This window comes from Aeromonas simiae, from assembly GCF_014892695.1.
Taxonomy (GTDB): Bacteria; Pseudomonadota; Gammaproteobacteria; order Enterobacterales; family Aeromonadaceae; genus Aeromonas; species Aeromonas simiae.
The window spans coordinates 1,687,500-1,708,256 of record NZ_CP040449.1 but is presented as its reverse complement, the minus strand read 5'-3'; the positions used below and the strand labels follow the sequence as shown (position 1 = coordinate 1,708,256).

Here is a 20,757-nt window from a genome sequence, read left to right as displayed (position 1 = left end):
TATGGAAAAGGGTGGGCCATGCCCACCCTCAACGCCCTTCTGGTGCGACGTTCGCGTACTATTCGTCCAGCTGGCGGGTAAAGAGTGGCGTGGCCACCGGCTTGCCACTGAAATAGAGGGCCGCCGCCACGTTGCGGGCCAGTTTACGATAACTCTCAGAGAGCTGGTGATCCGGCGAACGAAAGACGATCGGGCAGCCATCGTCCATGTGCTGGCGAATATCGATGTGCAGCGGCAGCTGGCCGAGCAGGCTGATGCCATACTGCTCGGCCATCTTCTGGCCGCCACCGGTGCCAAACAGCGGCTCGTGATGGCCGCAGGCGCTGCAAATGTGGTAGCTCATGTTCTCCACCACGCCAAGCACCGGCACCCCCACCTTGTTAAACATAGCCACCCCCTTGCGGGCATCGGCCAGCGCCACGTCCTGGGGCGTGGTGACGATGAGCGCCCCCGAGGTAGGCACCTGCTGGGCCATGGTGAGCTGGATATCGCCGGTGCCAGGCGGCATGTCGACCACCAGATAGTCCACCTCGCCCCAGCGGGTCTCATGCAGGATCTGCGACAGCGCCTTGCTCGCCATGGGGCCGCGCCAGATGGTGGCATCCTGCTCGTCGACCAGATAACCGATGCTGTTGCAGCCAATGCCGCAAGCCATCACCGGCTCCATCAACTTGCCGTCGTAACTGACCGGACGCTGCGACTGGGTTCCCGTCATGATGGGCACGGAGGGGCCATAGATGTCCGCATCGAGCAGCGCAACCCGAGCCCCTTCGCTCTTAAGTGCCAGCGCCAGGTTCACCGCCGTGGTGGATTTGCCCACCCCGCCCTTACCTGACGCGACCACCAGAATGTTGCGCACCCCTTGCACCGCCGGCAGATTACCGGCACGCGGCATGGCCGCCACGTCACAGGCTATTTGCCACTCGATGTGCTGCACCCCTTCGAGTTGACGCAGGCGTGGCTCGCACTCTTCTTTCATCGACTCGAGCCAGCCAGTACCTGCAAACGGCAGACTGATGCTAATGGTGAGCTCCCCTTGCTCAAGAGAGAGTCCGCTGATGACGTGCGCCGCCATCAGGTCTGCGCCCCACGATTTCGGTTTAAATTCGGCCAATATCCGCTTTACTGCATCCATCACTCTTTGTTCCCCACTTTTTGGTGGTTGTGTCTGATAAATATGCTCACGTGCATAGTAATGAAGACGTTCCTCGGCCCGGTCAAGTGGCGATGCTAGGCAGATCCGGCCGATTTCGGGTAACATGTCCGGCACTCTAACACTCAAATCAGCATATCAAGAACGCATTATGGCAACTGATCCCCGTAAAATTCTGGTAACCTGCGCCCTCCCCTATGCCAACGGCTCCATCCACCTCGGCCACATGCTCGAGCACATCCAGGCCGATATCTGGGTTCGTTATCAGCGAATGCGTGGCCATCAGGTGCACTTCATCTGCGCCGACGATGCCCACGGCACACCGATCATGCTCAAGGCCCAGCAGATGGGGATCGCCCCCGAAGAGATGATTGCCCGGGTCTCCGAGGAGCATCAGGCCGATTTCGGTGGCTTTCATATCAGCTTCGATAACTACCACTCGACCCACAGCGACGAGAACCGCGCCTTGGCCGAGCTCATCTATACCCGCCTGCAAGAGAGCGGCAAGATAAAGAGCCGTACCATCTCTCAACTGTTCGATCCGGAAAAGGCCATGTTCCTGCCGGACCGCTTCGTCAAGGGCACCTGCCCTAAGTGCAAATCTCCGGATCAGTACGGCGATAACTGTGACGCGTGCGGCGCCACCTACAGCCCGACCGAGCTCATCGACCCCAAATCCGCCGTCTCCGGCGCAACCCCGGTGATGAAAGACTCCGAGCACTTCTTCTTCGACCTGCCCCAGTTCGAAACCTGGCTGGCCGGCTGGGTACGCGGCTCCGGTGCCATCCAAGAAGAGATGGCCAACAAGATGCAGGAGTGGTTCGAAAGCGGTCTGCAACAGTGGGACATCACCCGCGATGCCCCCTACTTCGGCTTCGAAATTCCCGGTGCGCCGGGCAAGTACTTCTACGTCTGGCTCGATGCCCCTATCGGCTACATGGCCTCGTTCAAGAACCTGTGCAACAAGCGCGGTGACATCGACTTTGACAGTTACTGGAAGGCCGACTCCGACGCCGAGCTTTATCACTTCATCGGCAAGGACATCGCCTACTTCCACTGCCTGTTCTGGCCGTCCATGCTCGAAGGCGCGGGTTTTCGCAAACCGACCAAGGTCAATGTACACGGCTATGTGACGGTCAATGGCGCCAAGATGTCCAAATCCAAGGGCACCTTCATCAAGGCCTCCACTTACCTCAACCACCTGGACCCCGAGTGCCTGCGTTACTACTACGCCGCCAAGCTCAACAGCCGTATCGACGATCTCGATCTCAACCTCGACGATTTCGTGCAGCGAGTGAACGCCGACGTGGTCAACAAGCTGGTTAACCTGGCCTCCCGCAACGCCGGCTTTATTGCCAAGCGTTTTGGTGGCCAACTGGCGGCCAGCTGCGCTGAGCCCGAACTCTACGCCGAGTTTGCCAATGCCCGCACCGCCATCAGCGAGGCCTACGAGAGCCGCGAGTTCAGCCGTGCCATTCGCGAGATCATGGCGCTGGCCGACAAGGCCAACCGCTATGTCGATGACAAGGCGCCTTGGGTGATTGCCAAGCAGGAAGGGGCGGACGCCCAGCTGCAAGCGGTCTGCTCGGTTGGTATCAACCTGTTCCGGGTGCTGATGGCCTACCTCAAGCCCGTCATGCCTGAGCTGGCCGCGCGCGCCGAGGCCTTCCTCGGTGAGACCCTGACCTGGGATGGCATCGCAGCGCCGCTGGTCAGTCACACCGTCGCCCCGTTCAAGGCGCTCTTCTCCCGCATCGAGCCGACCAAGATTGAGGCCATGATCGAGGCCTCCAAAGAGGATCTGGCCAAGGAGCAGGCACCGAAGGTGACCGGCCCGCTGGCGGACGACCCCATCAGCGAGACCATCAGCTATGACGACTTTGCCAAGATTGACCTGCGCGTGGCGCTGATCAAAAAGGCCGAAGCCGTACCGGAAGCTGACAAGTTGCTGAAGTTGCAGCTCGACATCGGCGGTGAGACCCGTCAGGTATTTGCCGGCATCAAGTCCGCCTATAACCCTGAAGATCTGGAAGGCAAGCTGACGGTGATGGTGGCCAACCTGGCTCCGCGCAAGATGCGCTTTGGCATGTCCGAGGGGATGGTGCTTGCCGCCGGCCCCGGCGGCAAGGATCTCTGGATCCTCGAGCCGCAGGAGGGGGCGCAGCCCGGCATGCGGGTCAAGTAACTCGTATTGCAGATAGCGCTAGCAAAAAGGGGCCTTTTGGCCCCTTCTTTTTTCTTCTCTTCTTTTCTTGTGATAGCGCCTGGTTACCCCGCTGCCGCGCCGCTTCGCAGCAGCTTGAGCGCCAGCTCGCGCAAGGCCGGCAACCATGATGCCAGTTCGCGGCAGCGTATCTTCATCTGCCGCTCGAGTGTGTGCTGCCTCGCCGCCCGCTCCTCATCCTTTAACGCCTCCTCGGGCAGACGCTTGAGCCATTGGCGGCGATCCTGCAACTGGCCCAACCGCTCCTGCCACTCACTCAACCCCGCCAGCCAGGAGGGGGAAGCCTGCCCTCCCTGCACCAGCAGCTCGCAGCCATAACGCGCCTCCTTGACCATCAGGCGCAAGCGATGCCAATGGCGCGGTGTCCAGCGCCCCTCAATATCGATATGCTCAAGCAACCCCTGCCCCAGATACATGGCATAAATCTCCCCCACGCAGGGCTGACATCCCCACTCCTCGCAGCGCTGGCGCCAGTCACGTAGCTCGGCAGCGAGATCCGGCAATCCCAGCTTGCGTGAGTCAACCTGCACCTCGCCGCCAAATCGTAAGGCATGCACTTGGGCATCGCGTAGGGCCGAGAGGCGATTGATGGCCCGCGCCAGGCGCCGCTCTAGCTTTGGTTTGTAGATAAGCGGGCGCCACAGGGCGAGCAAGGATTGCAACCGGCGGGCGGCGATGCGATAGCCGTGCACCGCCGTCTCGCTCGCCCCCTGCGCCAGGGTGGCATGGGCTGCCAGGAAGCCGCTGATCACTTTCCGCTCTCGATCCATGATCATGCCATCAGTTGGTGTGAAAACCCGGAGGTGGCAAGGCGTCACATTCGGTGACCTCGATGTGGCTCACCTGCGCGGTGCGCGGGCCTCGCTCGAGCCAGCTCAGCATGCTCTGCACCTGTTCACGCTGGCCGGCAATCCACACCTCAACCGAGCCGTCCGCCAGGTTGTAGGCATGACCACGCAGCTTGCGACGCAAGGCCTGCTCGCGGGTGAAGTAACGAAACCCCACCCCCTGCACCACCCCGTATACCCGCACGACAAACGATTGCTCTCCCATTTCGTCACCCTTCTCATTAAGATTGCCCCGCGGAGGGCGATAATGCTGTACCGCTGTCAATGGATTGCCAACTAGGACCCGTCCCTATTATGAAAGAAGTCAAGTTCAGATGGATTGACCGTTATCTCATTCGCCTCACCATCCGTGAGAAATTCATGATCACCTTCTGGTTTCCCCTGCTGGTGATCGCTCTTCTGACCATACTGCTGCTGCGAGCGAACCACCAGCAAGAGATGGCGCTGCGTAGCCAATCCCTTCAGCTTCAGGTTGAAAACGTTGCCACCCTGCTGGCCCAGCAACCTAGCTTGCGTCTGCCGGCCGGCTTCACCCTGCAACAGGGCGCCACGGCCGGCTTTGAGGAGCGCAGCGGCACCCTGAGTTATGCCGCCCCCGCCGCCGAGGCCGGCATGGTGGTCGGCACGCTCGACACCTCGGCATACTCCATGTGGCAAGAGCAGGGCCCACTGCTGACCCTCATCGTCATCTTAAGTGGCGCCATGGCCCTCATCACTCACTACCTGATGACCTTTGTCTCGGGAGCCCTCTACTCCACCAACCGGGCACTGCAAACCGTGGCCGATGGGGATCTCACCTTCCGCCTCAACTTCCTGCCGGTGCGCGACGAATTTTCGGTGCTGGCCGCCAGTATCGATCGCTTCACCACGCGCCAGCACAAGATTGTGCAGTTGGTCGAGGCCTCCGCCGAGGCACTCGACATGGCCGCCGATGAGTTCCGTGACCACTCGGCCGATGGGCAGCAGTTGGCCCTCTCCCAGCGTCACCATATGGATTCGCTGGCGGCCGCCATGGAGCAGATGTCGGCCGCCATCCGCGAGGTCGCCCGTAATGCCGATGAGACGCTCAATCAGACCCGCGAGTCGAGCAATGATGCGGCCCGCAGTGCCGAACGTGTCGGCCAGACCATTGCCGCCATCCGGGCGCTGGCCGATGAGATAGGCAACGCCTCCCAGGCCGTGGATGAACTCACCCACAATACCTCGCGCATCAGCGAGGTGATCGGCGTTATCAATGCCATCTCCCAGCAAACCAACCTGTTGGCGCTCAACGCCGCCATCGAGGCGGCCCGCGCCGGCGAGCAGGGGCGCGGTTTTGCCGTCGTTGCCGATGAAGTGCGCACCCTAGCCGGACGCACCCAGCAGGCCACGGTGGAGATCCAGCAGATGATCGAAGCGTTGCAGCAGGGCACCACCATCCTCAACGATCTGATGGAGAAGACGGTGGTGCGCGCCGCCGACAGCCGGGCGCTCATCAGCCAGGTCGGAGACGACATCGAGCGGATCAGCCGTCACAGTGCCAATGTCTGCGACATGAGCGCCCAGATAGCCACCGCCTCGGAGCAGCAAAGTGCCGTTGCTGCCGATATTGCCCACCACCTCGAGTTGGTACGCGGTGAAGCAGGCGCGGTAGAGGAGTCCGCCAGCGCCTCGGTCGCCGGCACCCAGGGGATCAAGGCCACCGCCAACGAGCTTGGACAGGCATTACAAGGTCTTCGCATCTAAGCCGGTTTGTCTTTTGCCAAGGGGCCACCTAAAATGTGGCCCCTTTTCTTTTGACCATCTGGCAACACCCATGAGCGCTTCCATCTATCTCGTCAAAGGCCGCGAAAAATCCCTGCTGCGCCGCCACCCCTGGATCTTCTCCAAGGGGATTGAGCGGGTACAGGGCAACCCCATCGATGGCGACACCGTCGAGATCTTCACCCATGATGGCAAATGGCTCGCCCGTGGCGCCTGGTCCGGCCGCTCCCAGATCCGTGCCCGGGTCTGGACCTTCGACCAGAGCGAGCAGGTCGATCTCGACTTCTTTATCCGCCGTCTGCGCTATGCGCAGGAGTCCCGCGATGGACTCATCCAGCGTCAGGGCCTCACCGGCTATCGCCTGTGCGCCGCCGAGTCCGACGGTCTGCCGGGTCTGACCATCGACCGTTATGCCGATTTTCTGGTGTGCCAAATTCTCTCCGCCGGCGCCGAGTTCCAGCGCGACCTTATCACCCAGGCCCTGCGCACCCTCTATCCCGAGTGCAGCATCTATGAGCGCTCCGACGTGGCGGTGCGTAAAAAAGAGGGACTGAAAGAGCGCACCGGCGTCATCTATGGCGAAACCCCGAACGAGCCGGTGGTGATCGAGGAGAACGGTGGCGTCAAGATCCTGGTGGACATTCGCAACGGCCACAAGACCGGTTTCTATCTGGATCAGCGCGACAACCGCCAAGCGGCGGCCAAGTACACCGAAGGCAAGCGGGTGCTCAACTGCTTCTGCTACACCGGCGGTTTTGGCGTCTACGCCCTCAAGGGGGGCGCCAAGGAGGTGGTGAACGTCGATCTCTCCCAAAATGCCCTGGATATCGCCCGCCAGAACGCCGAGCTCAACGGTCTGGATACCAGCAATACCCAGTTCGTCCGTCACGACGTCTTCAAGCTGCTGCGCGAATACCGGGAGAAGGGGGAAAAGTTCGATGTCATCGTGCTGGACCCGCCCAAGTTTGCCGAGAGCAAGGCCCAACTGCTGGGCGCCTGCCGCGGCTACAAGGACATCAACATGCTGGCATTCCAGCTGCTCGCACCGGGTGGCGTGCTGCTCACCTACTCCTGCTCCGGTTTGATGGAGCAGAGCCTGTTCCAGAAGATAGTGGCCGATGCCGCGCTCGATGCTGGCCGCGATGCCCAGATCCTGGAGCTGCTCTCCCAGGCCTCCGATCACCCCATCGGTACCGCCTATCCGGAAGGTTTTTACCTCAAAGGATTGGTGGTTCGCGCCCGTTAATCCCGCCTCGACAGAACAAACCAAGAAACCAGAATGATGAATCACATCAGATGGAATATGCAGCAGGGCTACCGTGTAGCCCTGCTGGCGTTGTTACCTCTGCTAGCAGCACTCTTGCCAATCGCGCTGGAAACTCTCTACCGAGCCTATCTGCAAGTCGGCACCCAATTTAGTAAGGGCGAGGCCTGGATTATCTATGCCGCGTTCTATTTTGTCGCATTCCGGGTGCGCAGCACCGGGTTTAGCACCCTCATGGCCGTACTGTTCTTTTGCTTCCTGTTTTGCCAGTTCAGCCACCTTGGGATCTATCACTCTTGGCTCTCCCCGGCCGAGATCCTGATTTTTTTCCAAGAGTACTCTGAGGTTTATCGAGCAGGCATGACACTACTGCCGAGCCTGCTGCTGCCTTTGTTGATCGCCCTGCTCTCCCTTCTCCCCTTCTTGCTACTGCGCCGTGTCGCACGGCCAAAGAGCGGCAGCAAGGTGCTGATCGTCCTGTTTACCCTGCTATTGATCGGCCCTATTGCCCAAGCGGCCCTGGCCCGAGGTAAAGATGAACAGGCTCCCCATCAACGCTACTCAGCGATCCGCTCCGGCATCGAGACCTCGGCCGTGTTCCTCGGAAAAACCGTGCCGAACCAGTTCACCCCCCACAGTGACCTCCCCCGCTATGAACAGGAGGCCCCTGCGGTACTACATGACGCGGGCAGCCGGGTGATCGTCCTGCTGATGGGCGAGAGCCAGAACGTCGATAACATGTCGGTGTTTGGCTATGGCACTGACACCACTCCCTGGTTGCGTGAACATGCCAAGGAGGGGGTGCTGCTGAGCGCCTACGCCGGCGGGGTCTATACCAACGTCTCGCTGCCGACCTTCTTCAATATGATCCCCCAACCCGACGGCACCGCCCAGATCTACAGTTGGCGCACCAACTTGTTCCGGCTGGCCAAGGCGCAGGGCTACCACACCGCGTTCTATACGGCGCAGGCCAAATCAGACTATACGGCGCAGGCCAAATCAGAGATGTCACTGATGAGCATGCTGGGGCAGCAATATATCGATGATTTCCGCGACCCGACCCACTTTGGCCATCCCTATAACGAGAACGCCTACGACGATGAACTACTGCCCCTGCTGAACCAGCTCGATCTCAGCCAGGGAAAACACTTTATCGTGCTGCACCAGCGCGGCTCTCATCCCCCTTATGCCGAGCGCAGCCGGCCAGATGAAAAGCGCTTCGGGCAGGCCTCGCTGGAGGCGGAGTACAACAACTCGGTGGCCCGCACCGATGCCCTGTTGGGCCAGGTTCTCGACCATCTGGGCAGCCAGCGTGACTGGACGTTTGTCTTCACCTCCGATCATGGCCAATACGTGAAACATGGGGCCATGGGCCACGGGCTGCTCAACATGGCCTCCCATTACATGGTGCCCGCCTACATTCGCTCTGTGGTCCCAGGCGTCATGCCCGCCGTGCGCGAGACCTTCCAAGGCTGCGATACCCTCTTCCACGTGCAGCTCTCCGAGCTGCTGGCGAGGCAAATGGGTTATGCCGTTCTCGATTCGGGTTGTACCCAGGGTTATGTCAACGGTGCGCGCCTCAATGGCTCAGCCGGGTATAAAAAGATATCATTGCACTCTGTAATGAATAACCTGCCGCTCCCCATGAGCAAAAGGAACTAACATGTCTTCTGTTCGTCTGACTCAGTACAGCCACGGCGCCGGCTGTGGCTGCAAGATCTCCCCCAAGGTGCTCGATACCATTCTCAAGAGCAACATCCCCGGCTTTAACGACCCGACCCTCATCGTCGGCAACAGCAGCAAGGATGACGCCGCCGTCGTCGATATCGGCCACGGCCAGGGCATTGTTTCCACTACTGATTTCTTCATGCCCATCGTTGACGATCCCTTTACCTTCGGCCGAATTGCCGCCACCAATGCCATCAGCGATATCTACGCCATGGGCGGGAAACCCATCGTGGCCATCGCCATCCTCGGCTGGCCCATCAACCTGCTGGCCCCTGAAATTGCCCAGCAGGTGGTCGACGGCGGCCGCCAGGCCTGCCATGACGCTGGGATCTCCCTGGCCGGCGGCCACAGCATCGATGCGCCCGAGCCCATCTTTGGCTTGGCCGTGACCGGTATCGTGCCGCTCGATAGGCTCAAGCAGAACGACACCGCTCGCCCCGGCGATACCCTCTATCTCACCAAGCCACTTGGCATCGGCATCCTCACCACGGCCCAGAAAAAGGGCAAGCTCAAGGCCGAGCACGAGACCCTGGCCCCCGAGGCCATGTGCACCCTCAATACGCTGGGCGAGCGGTTCGCCACGCTTACCGGCGTGCATGCCATGACCGACGTCACCGGCTTCGGGCTGGCCGGCCACCTGCTCGAGATGTGCGAAGGCTCCAACCTCACCGCCGAACTCGACTTCGATGCCCTGCCCCTGTTGCCTGAAGTAGATCACTACTTGGATGAAGGCTGCGTACCGGGCGGCACGTTACGTAATCACGACTCTTACGGCCACAAGCTGCCGACCTTGGATGAGCGCAGCCGCAACATTTTGTGCGATCCGCAGACCAGCGGCGGCTTGCTGGTGGCGGTCGGTCGGGAGAGCGAAGCCGAGCTGCTTGATATCGCTGCCGAAGCCGGCTTGCAACTTGCACCGGTTGGCCGTCTCAAGGAGCGACAGAGCCAGTTGGTCGAGGTCATCCGTGGATAATCAGGAATTTGTCAGCGATATCGCCGCCCTGTTTCTGGGCGATGTCCCGCTTATCGATCTGCGCGCCCCGGTCGAGTTCGCCGAAGGGGCCTTCCCCTTGGCCATTAGCCTGCCGCTGATGAGTGACGACGAGCGGGCCCAGGTCGGCACCTGCTACAAGGAGCAGGGCCAGGAGGCGGCCATCCGGCTGGGGCACTCGCTGGTCTGTGGCGAGGTGAAGGCCGCACGCATGGCGGCCTGGCAAGCTCAGATCCAGGCCCATCCCGAGAGCGTGCTCTACTGCTTTCGCGGTGGATTGCGCTCCCAAACCGTTCAGCAGTGGTTGCGTGAGGCCGGCCTGAACCGGCCGCGGGTGGCAGGTGGTTACAAGGCGCTGCGCCAGTTTCTCATCCAGACCCAGGCGCGGAGCGCCCGCGAAGATGGTTGGACCGTGCTGACCGGCATGACCGGCTCTGGCAAGACCCATTTGCTGCATAAGGTCGATAAGGCGATCGATCTGGAAGGGCATGCCCATCATCGAGGCTCGTCATTTGGCCGCCTGCCCGAAGGGCAACCCAGCACGATCAACTTCGAGAACGGTCTGGCTATCGAGATCTTGAAGCGCCGTGCCGCCGGCCAGCACCACTTCGTGGTGGAGGACGAGAGCCACCTCATCGGCCGCTGCGCCCTGCCCCTGCCGCTCTTCGATCGCATGTGCGAAGCCCCCGTCGTGGTGCTTGAAGTCGAGCAGGAGGAGCGGGCCCGGCAGATCCGTGACGACTATGTCATCGATCTGGCTGCCCGTTACCGCGCCTTTTATGGGGATGAGCTGGGGTGGCAGCACTTCACCACCGCCCTGCTCGAAAGCCTGGAGCGTCTCAAGCGCCGCCTCGGCGATCTCGGTTGGCGCGAGCTCGACCGCCTGATGCGCCAGGCGCTCGATGAACAGGCACGGGGGAGTGATTGCGACAGCCATCTGGCCTGGATCACCGCCATGCTCGAGCGCTACTACGACCCCATGTATCGCTACCAACTCGAGCGTAAACAGGATCGCATCGTGTTTCGCGGTGATCACCGAGCCTGCCTCGACTATCTCAACCAGCTACCCGCCAACGCGGTCAGCTGACAGGAGCCCTTCATGCTGAAATTCGAGGTGATCCCGGTCACCCCCTTTGCCCAGAACTGCTCGCTCATCTGGTGCGACGAGACCAAGCAGGCCGCCTTCGTCGATCCGGGTGGCGAGCCAGAGAAACTCAAGGCAGCCCTAGTGCGGCACGGGTTAAGCTTGCAAAAAATCATCCTGACCCACGGCCATCTCGATCACGTGGGTGCCGCCGATCAGCTGCGACGTGAGCTGGGCGTCCCCATTGAGGGGCCCCATAAAGAGGATGCCTTCTGGCTCGAGATGCTGCCCAAGCAGGCGCAGATGTTTGGCTTTGCCCATACCGATGCCTTCATGCCGGATCGCTGGCTCGAACAAGGGGAAGAGGTCAAGGTTGGCAACGAAAGCCTGGCGGTCTACTTCTGCCCCGGCCATACACCGGGTCACGTCATCCTGTTTTCAGGATCGCTACAGGCGGCCTGGGTCGGTGATGTGCTGTTTGCTGGCAGCATAGGGCGCACCGACTTTCCGCGTGGGGATCATGCGACGCTGATCCGCTCGATCACCGAAACATTGCTGCCACTGGGGGACGATGTGGTGTTCATCCCCGGCCACGGCCCCAGCTCAACCTTTGGCCGTGAGCGGGTCAGCAACCCTTACCTGACACAGCCCATCTGGTAGTGCCCTGAGCGCTCGCGCGCATCCCACAGCGCCTTGATCCGCATGATCTCGAGGATCAAAATGGCAGCCCTGGCCATCACGCAGGGCCGCCATCGAGCGTCCACGACCCAGCAGGATCACAAAACAAAAAGGCCGCCCCTGAGGGCGGCCTTTTGCTTGAAATCGGTCGGCGATTAGGCGCGAACGAAGTCCAGGTGAACCAGCTTCGGCTTAACCGGGTGACGCTGGATGTCCTTGACCTTAACCTTCATCTCTTCACCGTTGACGACCAGGGTCAGAACATCGCTGTAGAACGCCGGGTTTTCTTGGGCGATGATCAGCTTCTTGTGATCCAGGGTCAGGGAAACAGCTTCTTTGTCGGCACCGTAAACGATGGCCGGAACCAGATCAGCATGACGCAGGCGGCGGCTCGCACCTTTCCCCATGTCAGTACGGACTTCTGCTTGGAATACGAAAGACATAGCAATATCTCTTTATCAGATGAATGTAATGGTACTGACTGCGACCGGCCAATACCTCGCAAAACGAGCGCGAATACTAGCACGCCCTCCCCCGGGGTGACAAGGAGGATCACCGCTCAATGGTCGCCAGCAACGCCTGTCGCTCTTCCTGCTCCATGGCGCCATAGCGGGCCAGTATGGCCTCGCGCGGGCAACGCAGCGTGCTGCCGCTGATCACCTGGCCCCGTTTGCCCAGTCGCGCCCGATTCTCATCATGGAGCGCCAGCATATAGACATAGGTATCCCCGTTGCGATCGCGCGCCAGTTTGCTCGCGATGCGCCAAAGGGTCTCACCACTGCCGACCTTGTGACAGGCTTCAGGCTCGGCTGCCAACCCCTGCACCGACGCACTCGCCACCGAGGGAGCCGGAACGTGAGAAAAGTCGCTCACCGGTGGCCAGCGTACGCCACTCTCAACCAGCCAAGGTAACCGACGTCCGGCCAACTCGTGGCTGATGGCGATTCCGGCCCATGCAGGCACGACCTCATCGTCAGCAGAGGCAAGCGATGGCACAGTGCCCATGCTGATACCAACCTCGCGCGCCGCCTGAGTACTGCTGATGCCATAAGCCAGCTCGTCAATGCGCTTGAGGCGGGCCTGATACACCTTGGAGAGCGTTGGGCTCCCTTCAAACAGGGCAAAGGGCGGGGTGAGGCGGGCTGGAAACAACACCTGCCAGCGTCCCTGACGCCGTTCGCGCTCCAGCACCGGGTATTGGTTACCGTGCCAGGCGACAAACAGCTCAGGCAGGGGGCGCGAGAGCGGATACCAGGCGGGATCGAGCGCCACCCAGGTCTGCTCGGCCAGTGGCATGTAGCCGCTGATGTTCACCGCCGTCAGGCCAAGCCACCATATCAGCATTCCCTTGGCTCCATTTATGGCTTTGTTATCAGTCGCTTGAGCTTAGCACGCTGCAATGGCGTTCAATACCCGCTTGTCAGATACCGGGTAGGGCGTGCCGAGGTTCTGGGCGAAGAAGGAGACCCGCAGCTCTTCGATCATCCAGCGGATCTCGGCCACCTCGGGCGGCATGGGCTGCCCTTTGGGGATCTTGGCAAGCAGTCCCTGATAGGCCTGCTCGACACTTTGCACCTTGAGCATGTAGACCCGATCCCGGTTGGCATCGACACTCAACTTCTCAAGACGCCGCTCGATGGCGCGCAGATAGCGCAACAAGTCCGGCAAGCGCTGCCAGCCGGTTTCGCTGACAAACCCCTTGTGGATCATCCGCTCCAGTTGGGCCTGCACATCCGACATGGCAAAGGCGGTATCGAGCTGCATGCGCCCCTTGAGCCGTTTGCGGATATCGTGAGCCAGAGTCAGCACCGCCTCCACCTGGCTGGCCACCTCCACCACCACGTCGTTCAACTCGGCGCGCACAAACTCCTTGAGCGTCTCAAACCCATCGGCATCCCACGCCACGCCGCCATGCTGCTCGATGAGCTTGTCGCAGCCGCAGGCGATGCAGTCATCAATAAGCTCGCTCACCTTGCCAAAGGGGTTGAAGTAGAGGCCGAGCTTGGCCTTATTGGGGAGCTTCTCCTGCAAATATTTGATGGGGGAAGGCACATTGAGCAGGATGAGGCGGCGCTGGCCAGCCCACATCAGTTGCTGCTGCTGTATCGGGCTCTCGACTAAGGTGATGGCCACCGACTCTTTCTCATCCACCAGCGCCGGATAGGCTTTGACCTCGAAACCGCCCCGTTTCTGGCTGTACTCCTTGGGCAGCTCGCCAAAACTCCACAGGGTCAGCCCCGATTGCTCGATGTCATCGTCGGCCACCTTGGAGAGGGTCTCTTGCACCTTGCCACGCAAGGACTCTTTGAGGGCCAGCAGATCCTTGCTCTCGGCCACCTTGCGCTGACGCTCGTCCACCACCCGGAAGGTGAGTTTCAGGTGATCGGGCACCCCATTCCAATCCCACGCCTCGCGAGCCACGGTCACGCCCGTCATGCGCTTGAGATGGCGCTCCATCTCATCGAGTAGCGGGCCTTGCTCGGGCTGGATGGTGGCCATCAGCGCTTCGGCATAGTTAGGGGCCGGCACGAAGTTTTTTCGCACCGGCTTGGGCAGGGATTTGATCAGGGCAATCAGCAGCTCCTGGCGCAGACCCGGGATCTGCCACTCAAACCCCACCGGCTCGACCTGGTTGAGCAGCGGCAATGGGATGTGCAGGGTGACGCCATCGGCCTCCTCCCCCGGCTCAAACTGGTAGCTCAGCTTGAGCTTGAGCCGCCCCTGCTGCCAAAAGTTGGGGTAATCGAACTCGCTCACGTGGGCGGCATCGCCCTTCATCAGCATCTCGCGTTCGAAATTGAGCCGCTCGGGGTCCTCTTTTTGCGCCTCTTTCCACCACTTATCGAAATGGCGGGCAGAGATGACCTCTTCGGGGATGCGCGCCTCGTAGAAACGGAACAGATCCTCGTCATCGACCAGGATGTCGCGCCGGCGCGACTTGTGCTCGAGCGCCTCCACCTCGGCCAGCAGCTTGCGATTCTCGGCAAAGAAGCGGTGGCGGGTCTCAAAATCCCCCTCCACCAGGGCGTGACGGATAAACAGCTCGCGGCACAGTGCCGGATCGATGCGGCTGTAGTTGACCGGACGCTCCGCCACCAGGGTGAGGCCAAACAGGGTCACCTTCTCGCTGGCCATCACGGCGCCTTGCTTTTTCGACCAATGGGGCTCGCTGTGGTGCAGCTTGATGAGGTGGCCGGCCAGTGGCTCGACCCACTCGGGCTCGATGCGGGCGTTCACCCTGGCGTAAAGGCGCGAGGTCTCGACCAGCTCGGCGGCCATCACCCATTTAGGCGGCTTTTTAAAGAGCCCTGACGCCGGGAAGAGATGGAAACGGGCATTGCGCGCCCCCATAAACTCCGATTTTTCCAGATCCTTGTTGCCGATGTGGCTGAGCAAGCCGGTGAGAATGGCGCAATGGATGCTCTTGTAGTCTGCCTCCTGGCTATTGCTCTTAAACCCCAGCTCCTTGACGCTCTGGCGCAACTGGAAGTGGATATCCTGCCATTCGCGCACCCGCAGGTAAGAGAGAAACTCCTTCTGGCACAGGCGGCGAAAGGCGTTGCTCGACAGGGCATCTTGCTGCTCTTGCAGGTAGTTCCAGAGGTTAAGAAAGGCGAGAAAATCCGACTCCTTGTCATCGAAGCGGCGATGCTGCTCATCGGCGGCCTGCTTTTTCTCCATCGGCCGCTCACGCGGATCTTGGATACTCAGGGCGGCCGTGATCACCATCATCTCCTTGAGGCACCCAGTGGCGGCCGCTGTGATCACCATGCGAGCGAGACGAGGATCAAGCGGCAAACGCGACAACTGGCGACCGGTTTCGGTCAGTTTGAGCTCGCTTTGCCCATGGCGGCCACGGCGCGTCTCCACCGCCCCCAGTTCGGCCAGCAGGCTCAGACCGTCCTTGATGTGGCGCGACTCTGGCGGCTCGACAAAAGGAAAGGCTTCCATGTCACCCAACCCGAGCGAGAGCATCTGCAAGATGACCGAGGCCAGGTTGGTACGCAGGATCTCGGGATCGGTAAAGGCCGGACGGCCGTTGAAGTCCTCCTCGGAGTAGAGGCGGATGCAGATCCCGTCGGCGACCCGGCCACAGCGCCCCTTACGCTGGTTGGCGCTGGCCTGGGAGATGGGCTCGATGGGCAGTCGCTGCACCTTGGTACGCCAGGAGTAGCGGCTGATGCGCGCGGTGCCGGGATCGATCACGTAGCGGATGCCGGGCACGGTGAGCGAGGTCTCCGCCACGTTGGTGGCGAGCACGATGCGCCGCCCGGCATGGGGTTGGAACACCTTGTTCTGCTCGGCATTGGACAGACGCGCGTAGAGGGGCAGCACCTCGGTGTCGCGCAGATTGAGCTTGCGCAGCCCATCGGCGGTGTCGCGAATTTCCCGCTCCCCGTTCATGAAGACCAGGATATCGCCGAGCCCCTCGTGGCTGAGCTCTTCGACGGCATCGAAGATCCCCTGCAACTCATCGCGATCGTCCGCCCCGTCGGTCAACGGGCGGTAGCGCACCTCCACCGGGTAGGTGCGCCCCGATACCTCGATGATGGGCGCCTTGCCAAAGTGACGGGAGAAGCGCTCCGGATCGATGGTGGCCGAGGTGATGATCACCTTGAGATCCGGGCGGCGCGGCAACAGCTCCTTGAGATAGCCCAAGATGAAGTCGATGTTGAGGCTGCGCTCGTGGGCCTCATCGATGATGAGGGTGTCGTACTGGGTCAGCAGCCGATCGTTTTGGATCTCGGCGAGCAAGATCCCGTCGGTCATCAGCTTGATGTGGGTCTGCTCGCTCACCTGATCGGTAAAGCGCACCTTGTAACCCACGTACTGGCCGAGCTCGGAGTGCATCTCTTCAGCGATGCGCGCCGCCACGGTACGCGCCGCCAGCCGCCGCGGCTGGGTATGACCGATGAGCCCCTTCACCCCGCGCCCGAGCGCAAGGCAGATCTTAGGGATCTGGGTAGTTTTTCCCGAGCCGGTTTCACCGGCGATGATCACCACCTGGCTTTTACTGATGGCGGCGGCAATCTCGGCCGCCTTCTGACTCACCGGCAGGTTGTCGGGATACGTCACGGCGGGTACGCCAGCTTGCCGGCTGATCAGACGCGCCTGCGCCAGACGCAGATCACCGTCGATGGTGGCCAGTACGGCCTCCTGTTTGGCGGCGGGCAGCTTGGCCGCCCCGTGCAGGCGCTTGGCCAACTGGCGGGCATCGAGGTTCATGCAATGGGCAAGGCGCGCCCGCAGGGCAGGAAGAGAGAGAGACAAGGGACAATTCCTGATCAGTAGTCTGAGAGTGATTCATGCTTCCCAAGCCGCCCATCGGGCCGGGCTCGGCGAACAAAACAAGAAAGTTGGCAGCGATCCTAAAGAGAGCGCTCGCTCGGTGCAAGGCATTCCCAATACAAAGGGCGCCATGGGCGCCCTTAGCAAATCATGCGGCCATCAGGCCGGGTGGTGCTCAAAGCAGCCTTGTAACTGCTGGCTGATGGCCCGCAGCACCATATGGCGGTTAATGACACCGACTAGCCTCCCCTCCTCCAATACCGGATAGATTTTGGGCTTTTGTCCCCGCATCATGCTGGCCACCTCGATGATGGAGGTGTCGGGCGTGACGCTCAACACCTCACGGCGCATCACATCGCGCACCAGCGCGACCTGCTCGCAGTGGTAAGCCTCCTCCAACATGGCGCCGAGGCAGTCTTGCTCCGACACCCACCCCAGCACCTGTCCGGCGCCATCCACCACGGGGCCGCCCAACTGGTTGCTATGCAGAAACTTCTCCACCGCCGCCGGTACCGTCATGTCCGGTGACAACGTCACGGCCCGCTCCAGCATGTAGTCCCGAACCTTCAATGAGTACATTCTCTCCCCCTGGGCGCCCCTGCGCCGGCACGACTGACTCCACCTCAGTGTAGCCAGTCGTCCCCTCAGGAGATGGATTGCAGCAGCAGCAGTAACTCGCTCTGACTGTGGCAGTCGGTTTTCTTGAAGACACTTTTGAGCGTCGAGCGCACCGTCTCCACCTTGACCCGGCGCATATCGGCGATATCCCCGCTGCTATACCCCTTGCTCAGCAGCAGCAACAGCTCCTTTTCACCACTGGTCAGGGGATAGATATTGGAAAGTGCCTCTATGTTGGGGGTGAAGGCGTGCTCAGGATCCCGCAATACCAACTCGATGAAACGCTCGCTATTACGCAATCCATTCATCAGGGTGGCTTGCAGCAGCAAGGGACGCAATCCACCGGTGCGGGATACTGGCATATATATGCAAGCTCCTGACTGAAGATATGCAAATTTATTTAATAAATCTCTAAAGTAACGCTGCTGCTCTTTTCCATAAAACGAGAATATTCCCTGCGTCATGCGCAGTTCCTGATTCTCATCAGCAACCCGGTTGAATGCCGCATTGGAATAATAAATCGCACCTTTGTCATCAATGATCGCTACCGCTTTTCCATGGTGTCTGACCAATTGCTGCAATTGATAATTTTGTGATTCCAACCCAACCAGATTCCAGTAATGGCGACTCCAGGCAGCTAACCCAAAATAGAGGCTATCCCAATATTGGATATCTTGGTCATTAAAATCGGACTGACTCTGATCGCGATAGCAACTGACGCTGCTGACACCATAACCCCGAACCTGACAAACACCACCGATGGCAAAACGCGCCCCGAAGCCGGCCAGCAGTCCGGCCCGCTGACTCAAGCTCTCCGCCTTCACTACCCCCTTGCACCCCTTCTCCAGGTAGTGATTGAACCAGATATCCTGACGATGATGCTGTAGATAATAATTCTGCTGCGCATCACTCAAGCCGCTGGAAAATAGACGAACACCAAAATTTTTCTCTTCATCCCGTAACAAAATCAATGAGAGCAGGCTACCAGAGTCGTGGCGCATTCCCTCCACGACCAAATTGATATCCGAGTCATTAATACCGCACTCGTACAACTGTTCTAAATACGGTGACGGACGCGACTGCGCTATGTTTAACACCCTAAACTCCCTTTTATTATTCTTTGTCAGACGATACTACCCGCATGTTAAATCGGTGAGAAGAGAAAGTTCCGGAAATAGATTTTCTACTGACGGAAAGTCTTCCTGATGACAATCCTCACATGGTAAACACTTCTTTACATGGCTCTCTTTTTACATAAGGAAGCGCTGATATTGCTCGCTGATGATCACCCCAGATGAAGGGGAGTTCCCCCCCTCCTTTCCTGCTCATATCCAGGCGGTGGCCACACAGACAAAACACACAGAAATAAAGACTTCATCGAAATATCGACCACTTCATAGCAAAAACACACATCTTTACATTGAGGTGGTTGCAATACGTACAGGGAATGTTATGATATGCAGCATATTGTGACAGATGAGGGAGAGCATCATGAAAGAGTTCATTGTGACTGCGGTGTTTACCGTTTTCTTTGCGCTGGTCGCGACATCCATTCCCTCAATTGCACAAATGTGATTAATTTCAATCACATTGCACGATTACACCAACATTAAGTAGTTTGCATACTCCCGAGGAAAAGCACAGTTAGTCAGTAAAATCCTACACAAACTGGCACTCTTTTCCTCTTTATGGCGCAAGTCCATAAAACGCGACACTTGTGATGTATTTGTGTGCTGCGCTCGTCATCCTCCGCAGCCACACCTTGGGAGCCTTGTGCTCCCTTTTCTGTTTTTTCTTGCCCGATCGCCTCAAACGGGCACAATAGCCGGCAGTCCGAGCAACAAGGAAGCCGAGCATGAGCCTTGCAAACCTGATCCAGTGGCGCCGCGACCTGCACCAATACCCAGAAGCCGCCTGGAAAGAGTTCCGTACCACTAGCCTTATCGCCAACCACCTGAGCAGTCTCGGCTACGACGTCGTACTGGGTGACGCCTTGCTGGCCAACTCGCTGGTCATGGGGCGCGAGATCGACGTCGCAGCCGAGAAGGCTCGCGCCCTACAGCAGGGAGCCGATCCCGGTTGGCTGGCGCAGATCGATGAACTCACCGGCCTGATGGGAGTGCTCGATACCGGGCGCCCCGGCCCCACCCTCGCCTTTCGCTTCGATATCGATGCGGTCGAGGTAGAAGAGAGCCAGCACGGCGAACACCTCCCCGCCAAGGAGGGATTTGCCTCCTGTAATAGCGGCTGGATGCACGCCTGCGCCCACGATGGCCATACCGCCATCGGCCTCGAGCTGGCTCGCCGGCTGGCGGCGGCCCGCGATCAGTTGTGTGGCCGCATCAAGCTCTTCTTCCAACCCGCCGAAGAGGGTTGCCGTGGCGGCAAGGCGCTGGCAGCGGGCGGCGCACTGGCCGACGTGGATGCCCTGCTCTCCCTGCACATCGGCATTCATGCCGGCAGCGGCGAGCTGGTGATCAACCCGACCGATTTTCTCTGCTCCACCAAGTTCGATGTGCACTTCATGGGAACCCCCGCCCATGCGGGGCTCGAGCCCAATGCCGGTGCCAATGCCCTGGCCGCAGCCTGTATGGCGACCACGGCGCTGCTTGGCATTGCGCGCCATCGCGACGGCATGACCCGGATCAACGTGGGGCAACTGCAAGCCGGCAGCGGGCGCAATGTGATCCCGGCCCATGCTGAACTAAAGGGAGAGACCCGCGGCGCCGATGCCGCTCTCAACGACTACATGTTTGCCCAGGTGCAGCGCATCGTGGAAGGGGCGGCATTGACCTATGGCGTCACCTTTCGCATCCTGCGCCAGGGTGAGGCCATCGGCCTGGATAACAGCCCCTCCCTGCTCAGTGAGCTGACCCACCTGGCCAAGACGCAAGGGCTGACCACCATCCAGAGCCGCCGCTTCGGGGCCAGCGAGGACGCCGGTTTTCTCATCGCCCAGGTGCAGCAGCAAGGGGGGGAAGCGGCCTATCTGGTGCTGGGCGCCGATCTGGCCGCGCCGCACCATCACAGCGCCTTCGACTTCGATGAGCAGGTGATGCTCAAGGGCGTGGATCTGCTCGAGGGCTGGGTACACGCGCGCCTGGCCCGCTAGCCGTCGTCATCCATGAAAAAGGCAG

Annotated in this window: 16 protein-coding genes; 8 read left to right on the top strand and 8 right to left on the bottom strand. The window is 60.3% G+C overall.

What is annotated here, in order from left to right; translation table 11 throughout:
• Window positions 1–58: 58 nt before the first annotated feature.
• Window positions 59–1,135, bottom strand: a complete 1,077-nt coding sequence (gene apbC, locus FE240_RS08110; protein ID WP_226799121.1) for an iron-sulfur cluster carrier protein ApbC — start codon at window positions 1,133–1,135, stop codon at window positions 59–61.
• Window positions 1,136–1,304: 169 nt separating this feature from the next.
• Here apbC and metG point away from each other — a divergent pair, with 169 nt between their 5' ends.
• Window positions 1,305–3,338, top strand: coding sequence for a methionine--tRNA ligase (gene metG / locus FE240_RS08105; RefSeq protein WP_193004094.1), 2,034 nt, complete (start codon window positions 1,305–1,307; stop codon window positions 3,336–3,338).
• Between the two features lie 83 nt (window positions 3,339–3,421).
• On the opposite strand, the gene FE240_RS08100 is transcribed toward metG, so the two are convergent.
• Both FE240_RS08100 and FE240_RS08095 read right to left on the bottom strand, forming a co-directional pair.
• A complete protein-coding gene (locus FE240_RS08100) occupies window positions 3,422–4,147 on the bottom strand; it encodes a CHAD domain-containing protein (RefSeq protein WP_193004093.1) in 726 nt (241 codons plus the stop codon).
• Window positions 4,148–4,157: 10 nt separating this feature from the next.
• Window positions 4,158–4,430, bottom strand: coding sequence for an acylphosphatase (locus FE240_RS08095; protein ID WP_193004092.1), 273 nt, complete (start codon window positions 4,428–4,430; stop codon window positions 4,158–4,160).
• Between the two features lie 89 nt (window positions 4,431–4,519).
• Between FE240_RS08095 and FE240_RS08090 the strand changes: the two genes are divergently transcribed.
• The 6 genes from FE240_RS08090 (at window position 4,520) to FE240_RS08065 (ending at window position 11,695) form a co-directional block, all read left to right on the top strand.
• On the top strand, window positions 4,520–5,950 hold the full coding sequence (locus tag FE240_RS08090) for a methyl-accepting chemotaxis protein (RefSeq protein ID WP_193004091.1): 1,431 nt from the start codon (window positions 4,520–4,522) through the stop codon (window positions 5,948–5,950).
• Window positions 5,951–6,020: 70 nt separating this feature from the next.
• Window positions 6,021–7,214, top strand: coding sequence for a class I SAM-dependent methyltransferase (locus tag FE240_RS08085; protein ID WP_193004090.1), 1,194 nt, complete (start codon window positions 6,021–6,023; stop codon window positions 7,212–7,214).
• Window positions 7,215–7,247: 33 nt separating this feature from the next.
• Complete coding sequence (locus FE240_RS08080; protein ID WP_193004089.1) at window positions 7,248–8,894, top strand: sulfatase-like hydrolase/transferase; 1,647 nt, start codon at window positions 7,248–7,250, stop codon at window positions 8,892–8,894.
• A 1-nt stretch (window position 8,895) separates the two neighbouring features.
• Complete coding sequence (gene selD / locus FE240_RS08075) at window positions 8,896–9,933, top strand: selenide, water dikinase SelD (RefSeq protein WP_193004088.1); 1,038 nt, start codon at window positions 8,896–8,898, stop codon at window positions 9,931–9,933.
• On the top strand, window positions 9,926–11,038 hold the full coding sequence (gene mnmH, locus FE240_RS08070; RefSeq protein WP_193004087.1) for a tRNA 2-selenouridine(34) synthase MnmH: 1,113 nt from the start codon (window positions 9,926–9,928) through the stop codon (window positions 11,036–11,038). The genes selD and mnmH overlap by 8 nt, the downstream gene beginning before the upstream one ends.
• A gap of 12 nt (window positions 11,039–11,050) precedes the next feature.
• Entirely contained in the window at window positions 11,051–11,695 is a 645-nt protein-coding gene (locus FE240_RS08065; protein ID WP_193004086.1) for an MBL fold metallo-hydrolase, read from the top strand.
• Window positions 11,696–11,868: 173 nt separating this feature from the next.
• On the opposite strand, the gene rplY is transcribed toward FE240_RS08065, so the two are convergent.
• The 5 genes from rplY to FE240_RS08040 form a co-directional block, all read right to left on the bottom strand.
• Window positions 11,869–12,156, bottom strand: a complete 288-nt coding sequence (gene rplY / locus FE240_RS08060; RefSeq protein ID WP_193004085.1) for a 50S ribosomal protein L25 — start codon at window positions 12,154–12,156, stop codon at window positions 11,869–11,871.
• Window positions 12,157–12,265: 109 nt separating this feature from the next.
• A complete protein-coding gene (locus FE240_RS08055) occupies window positions 12,266–13,057 on the bottom strand; it encodes a hypothetical protein (RefSeq protein WP_193004084.1) in 792 nt (263 codons plus the stop codon).
• 42 nt (window positions 13,058–13,099) lie between these two features.
• Window positions 13,100–16,984 (bottom strand): ATP-dependent RNA helicase HrpA, encoded by a 3,885-nt coding sequence (hrpA, locus tag FE240_RS08050; RefSeq protein ID WP_193004083.1) that lies wholly within the window; start codon window positions 16,982–16,984, stop codon window positions 13,100–13,102.
• A 177-nt stretch (window positions 16,985–17,161) separates the two neighbouring features.
• On the bottom strand, window positions 17,162–17,581 hold the full coding sequence (locus FE240_RS08045) for a CBS domain-containing protein (protein ID WP_193004082.1): 420 nt from the start codon (window positions 17,579–17,581) through the stop codon (window positions 17,162–17,164).
• A gap of 65 nt (window positions 17,582–17,646) precedes the next feature.
• Window positions 17,647–18,717 (bottom strand): helix-turn-helix transcriptional regulator, encoded by a 1,071-nt coding sequence (locus tag FE240_RS08040; protein ID WP_193004081.1) that lies wholly within the window; start codon window positions 18,715–18,717, stop codon window positions 17,647–17,649.
• A gap of 758 nt (window positions 18,718–19,475) precedes the next feature.
• Between FE240_RS08040 and FE240_RS08035 the strand changes: the two genes are divergently transcribed.
• Window positions 19,476–20,732, top strand: coding sequence for an amidohydrolase (locus FE240_RS08035; RefSeq protein WP_193004080.1), 1,257 nt, complete (start codon window positions 19,476–19,478; stop codon window positions 20,730–20,732).
• The last annotated feature ends 25 nt before the right edge of the window (window positions 20,733–20,757 follow it).

Bases quoted from the DNA above. Each gene is read 5' to 3' on its own strand.
- rplY (WP_193004085.1), bottom strand. From the start codon at position 12,156: ATGTCTTTCGTATTCCAAGCAGAAGTCCGTACTGACATGGGGAAAGGT.
- FE240_RS08035 (WP_193004080.1), top strand. From the start codon at position 19,476: ATGAGCCTTGCAAACCTGATCCAGTGGCGCCGCGACCTGCACCAATAC.
- FE240_RS08045 (WP_193004082.1), bottom strand. From the start codon at position 17,581: ATGTACTCATTGAAGGTTCGGGACTACATGCTGGAGCGGGCCGTGACG.
- FE240_RS08080 (WP_193004089.1), top strand. From the start codon at position 7,248: ATGATGAATCACATCAGATGGAATATGCAGCAGGGCTACCGTGTAGCC.
- FE240_RS08095 (WP_193004092.1), bottom strand. From the start codon at position 4,430: ATGGGAGAGCAATCGTTTGTCGTGCGGGTATACGGGGTGGTGCAGGGG.
- FE240_RS08065 (WP_193004086.1), top strand. From the start codon at position 11,051: ATGCTGAAATTCGAGGTGATCCCGGTCACCCCCTTTGCCCAGAACTGC.
- selD (WP_193004088.1), top strand. From the start codon at position 8,896: ATGTCTTCTGTTCGTCTGACTCAGTACAGCCACGGCGCCGGCTGTGGC.
- FE240_RS08100 (WP_193004093.1), bottom strand. From the start codon at position 4,147: ATGGATCGAGAGCGGAAAGTGATCAGCGGCTTCCTGGCAGCCCATGCC.
- FE240_RS08090 (WP_193004091.1), top strand. From the start codon at position 4,520: ATGAAAGAAGTCAAGTTCAGATGGATTGACCGTTATCTCATTCGCCTC.
- FE240_RS08085 (WP_193004090.1), top strand. From the start codon at position 6,021: ATGAGCGCTTCCATCTATCTCGTCAAAGGCCGCGAAAAATCCCTGCTG.
- apbC (WP_226799121.1), bottom strand. From the start codon at position 1,135: ATGGATGCAGTAAAGCGGATATTGGCCGAATTTAAACCGAAATCGTGG.
- metG (WP_193004094.1), top strand. From the start codon at position 1,305: ATGGCAACTGATCCCCGTAAAATTCTGGTAACCTGCGCCCTCCCCTAT.
- FE240_RS08055 (WP_193004084.1), bottom strand. From the start codon at position 13,057: ATGCTGATATGGTGGCTTGGCCTGACGGCGGTGAACATCAGCGGCTAC.